The organism is Microbacterium sp., from assembly GCF_051953575.1.
In the GTDB taxonomy this organism is placed as follows: domain Bacteria; phylum Actinomycetota; class Actinomycetes; order Actinomycetales; family Microbacteriaceae; genus Microbacterium.
Map to the genome: position 1 here is coordinate 1 of NZ_JBQCIP010000071.1, position 3,585 is coordinate 3,585.

Below are 3,585 nucleotides of genomic sequence, written 5' to 3' on the forward strand. Positions count from 1 at the left end.
AGTGGTCGGGCGACCCCTACGGCCGCGTGCTGCACTTCGGCATCCGCGAGCACGCCATGGGTGCGATCGTCAACGGCATCAAGCTGCATGGGCCGACGCGTCCGTTCGGCGGCACGTTCCTGATCTTCAGCGACTACATGCGCCCGTCGGTGCGTCTGGCCGCGCTCATGGACATCCCCTCGATCTTCGTCTGGACCCACGATTCGGTCGCTCTCGGCGAGGACGGGCCGACGCACCAGCCGGTCGAGCAGATCGCGACGCTCCGCGCCATCCCGAACTTCACCCTCGTGCGCCCGGCCGACGCGAACGAGACCTCGGCCGCGTGGCTCGAGATCGTCCGCCGCCAGGGCGGCCCGTCGGGCATCGCGCTGACCCGCCAGAACATCCCGGTGTTCGCGCGGGGCGAGGGCGAGGCATCGGGCGACGTGTTCGCGTCGACCGACGGCGTCGCCAAGGGCGCGTACATCCTGGCCGAGGCCCCGAACGGCACGCCGGACGTGATCCTCATCGCGACCGGCTCCGAGGTGCAGCTCGCCGTCGCGGCGCGCGAGACCCTGGCCGCCGACGGCGTCAACGCCCGTGTCGTGTCGGCCCCCTCGCTGGAGTGGTTCGCCGAGCAGGACGACGCGTACCGCGAGAAGGTGCTGCCGGCCGCCGTCAAGGCGCGCGTGTCGGTCGAGGCCGGCTCGGCGCTGTCGTGGAGGGGCATCGTCGGCGACGCCGGCCGCTCCGTCGCGATCGACCACTTCGGCGCATCCGCCGACTACAAGACCCTGTTCCAGAAGTTCGGCATCACCGCCGAGCACGTCGTCGAAGCCGCCCGCGAGACCATCGCGGCCGCCGCGGCGCTGTAAGCACGAGGAGAGAACCCAGCATGAGCACCCCCACCGAGAAGCTGGTCGCCGCAGGCGTGAGCATCTGGCTGGACGACCTGTCGCGCGAGCGCATCACGTCGGGCAACCTGACCGAGCTCATCTCGACGCGCAACGTCTCCGGCGTCACGACGAACCCGACGATCTTCCAGGGCGCGATCGGCGGCGGCGGCCACTCCTACGCCGCTCAGATCGCCGAGCTGGCGGCGGCCGGCGCGTCGGTCGACGACGCGATCTTCGCCGCGACGACGGATGACGTACGGGATGCCGCCGACATCTTCCGCCCCGTCTACGAGGCCACCGACGGTGTCGACGGCCGCGTGTCGATCGAGGTCTCGCCGGACCTCGCGCACGACACCGACGCGACGATCGCGCAGGCCAAGGAGCTGTGGGCCAAGGTCGACCGCCCCAACGTGCACATCAAGATCCCCGCGACCAAGGCCGGTCTTCCCGCCATCACCGCGGTGCTCGCCGAGGGCATCTCGGTGAACGTCACGCTGATCTTCAGCCTGGAGCGCTACGCCGAGGTCATCGAGGCGTACCTCGCCGGTCTCGAGCAGGCCCAGGCGAACGGTCACGACGTCGCGAAGATCCACTCGGTCGCCTCGTTCTTCGTGTCGCGCGTCGACACCGAGGTCGACAAGCGCCTGGCGGCGATCGGCAACGTCGAGGGCGAGGAGCTGAAGTCGCTGGCGGGCGTCGCCAACGCGCGCCTCGCGTACGAGCTCTTCGAGCAGCAGTTCGCGACCGACCGCGCCAAGGCACTCACCGAGGCTGGCGCACACGTCCAGCGCCCGCTCTGGGCGTCGACCGGTGTCAAGGACCCGGCGCTCCCCGACACGCTGTACGTCACCGAGCTCGTCGCCCCGGGCACCGTCAACACGATGCCCGAGAAGACGCTCGAGGCGACCTTCGACCACGGCCAGGTCGCCGGCGACGCCGTCACCGGCACCTACGCCGGCGCGCACGAGGTGTTCGACCGCCTCGCCGCGGTCGGCGTGGACTTCGCCGACGTCACCCAGGTGCTGGAGGACGAGGGCGTGTCGAAGTTCATCGCCTCGTGGCACGACCTGCAGAGCACCGTGAAGACGGCGCTCGAGGATGCCGTCCAGGCTGCACGATGAGCTTCGACATCCACCTCAGCGGACACGTCAAGTCCGTCGTCGACGAGACGCTCCCGGGCCTCGTGGCGAGTCTCGTCGCTTCGGGGATCACCGCAGGCGACGCGTCCCTGTGGGGACCCGACGCCGAGGCCGAGGCGTCCCAGCGTCTCGGGTGGGTCGAGGCGGTCAGCGTCTCGCGCCCGCTCGTGCCGGAGATCCTCGCCCTGCGCGAGCGGCTGCGTGCACAGAACGTCACGCGCGTCGTGCTGGCCGGCATGGGCGGATCGTCGCTCGCGCCGGAGGTCATCGCGCAGACGTCCGGCGTGCCGCTCGTGATCCTCGACTCGACGGCGCCCGGCCAGGTGCTCGCCGCGATCGACGGCGACGCCGAGGGCGGCGACCTCACCCGGACCGTGCTCGTGGTGTCGTCGAAGTCCGGCTCCACCGTCGAGACGGACTCGGCCAAGCGTGCGTTCGAGGCGGCCTTCCGCGACCTGGGGATCGACCCCGCCGAACGCATCGTCGTCGTCACCGACCCCGGTTCGCCGCTGGACCAGTCCGCGCGCGCGGACGGCTACACGGTGTTCAACGCCGACCCGGCCGTCGGCGGCCGGTATTCGGCGCTCACCGCGTTCGGACTCGTCCCCGCGGGTCTGGCCGGCGCAGACATCTCGGAGCTGCTCGATGAGGCCGAGGCATCGCTCCTCGAAGTCGCGATCGACAGCCCCGACAACCCCGCTCTCGTGCTGGCCGCGGCGATCGCCGGCGGCGAGCCCCGCAAGGACAAGCTGGGACTCATCACCGACGGCACGCACATCGTGGGCCTTCCGGACTGGATCGAGCAGCTCGTCGCCGAGTCGACGGGCAAGGCGGGCACCGGCATCCTCCCGGTCGTCCTGCTGCCGGTCTCCCCCGAGGTCGACGCGAAGCCGGCCGATCTGCAGATCGTGCGGTTCGTCGACGAGGCGAAGCAGTTCCACCTGTTCGAGCACCACGAGGGCGAGGTCCTCGTGAGCGGCTCGCTCGGCGGGCAGTTCGTGGTCTGGGAGTACGCGACGGCGATCGCGGGACGGATGCTGGGCATCAACCCGTTCGACCAGCCCGACGTCGAGTCCGCCAAGGTGGCCGCTCGCGGCCTGCTGGACGCGCGCCCCGAGCCCACTCCCCCGGCGTTCGCCGTCGAGGGCGTCGAGGTGCGTGTCTCGGACCCCGCGCTGGCCGCATCCGGGACCGTCGCCGGCGTGCTGGACGCCCTCTGGGCGCGCCTGCCCGAGGACGGCTACGTCAGCATCCAGGCGTACGTGAACCGCCTGGAGCTTCCGCAGCTGGAAGGCCTGCGCGAACTGGTCGCCGCCGACTCCGGCCGCCCCACCACGTTCGGCTGGGGTCCCCGGTTCCTGCACTCGACCGGTCAGTACCACAAGGGCGGTCCCGCGAACGGCGTGTTCCTGCAGATCCTCGAGCAGACCGACGTCGACCTCGAGATCCCGGAGCGTCCCTTCACGTTCGGCCAGCTGATCCAGGCGCAGGCCGCCGGTGATGCAGCCGTGCTCGCCGACGGCCACGGCCGTCCCGTCGTGACCCTCACCCTGACAGACCCGCAGATCGAA

The 3,585-nt window shown here is 71.0% G+C and carries 3 protein-coding genes; all 3 read left to right on the forward strand.

The features are described 5' to 3' along the window. A partial coding sequence (locus ACTHNQ_RS05320; RefSeq protein ID WP_440331756.1) for a transketolase-like TK C-terminal-containing protein occupies positions 1–854 on the forward strand: 854 nt, incomplete at its 5' end. Between the two features lie 20 nt (positions 855–874). Next, entirely contained in the window at positions 875–1,996 is a 1,122-nt protein-coding gene (tal, locus tag ACTHNQ_RS05325) for a transaldolase (protein ID WP_440331758.1), read from the forward strand. Further along, positions 1,993–3,585 (forward strand): glucose-6-phosphate isomerase (locus ACTHNQ_RS05330; RefSeq protein WP_440331760.1); only part of this gene is annotated, 1,593 nt, incomplete at its 3' end. The genes tal and ACTHNQ_RS05330, both read left to right, overlap by 4 nt.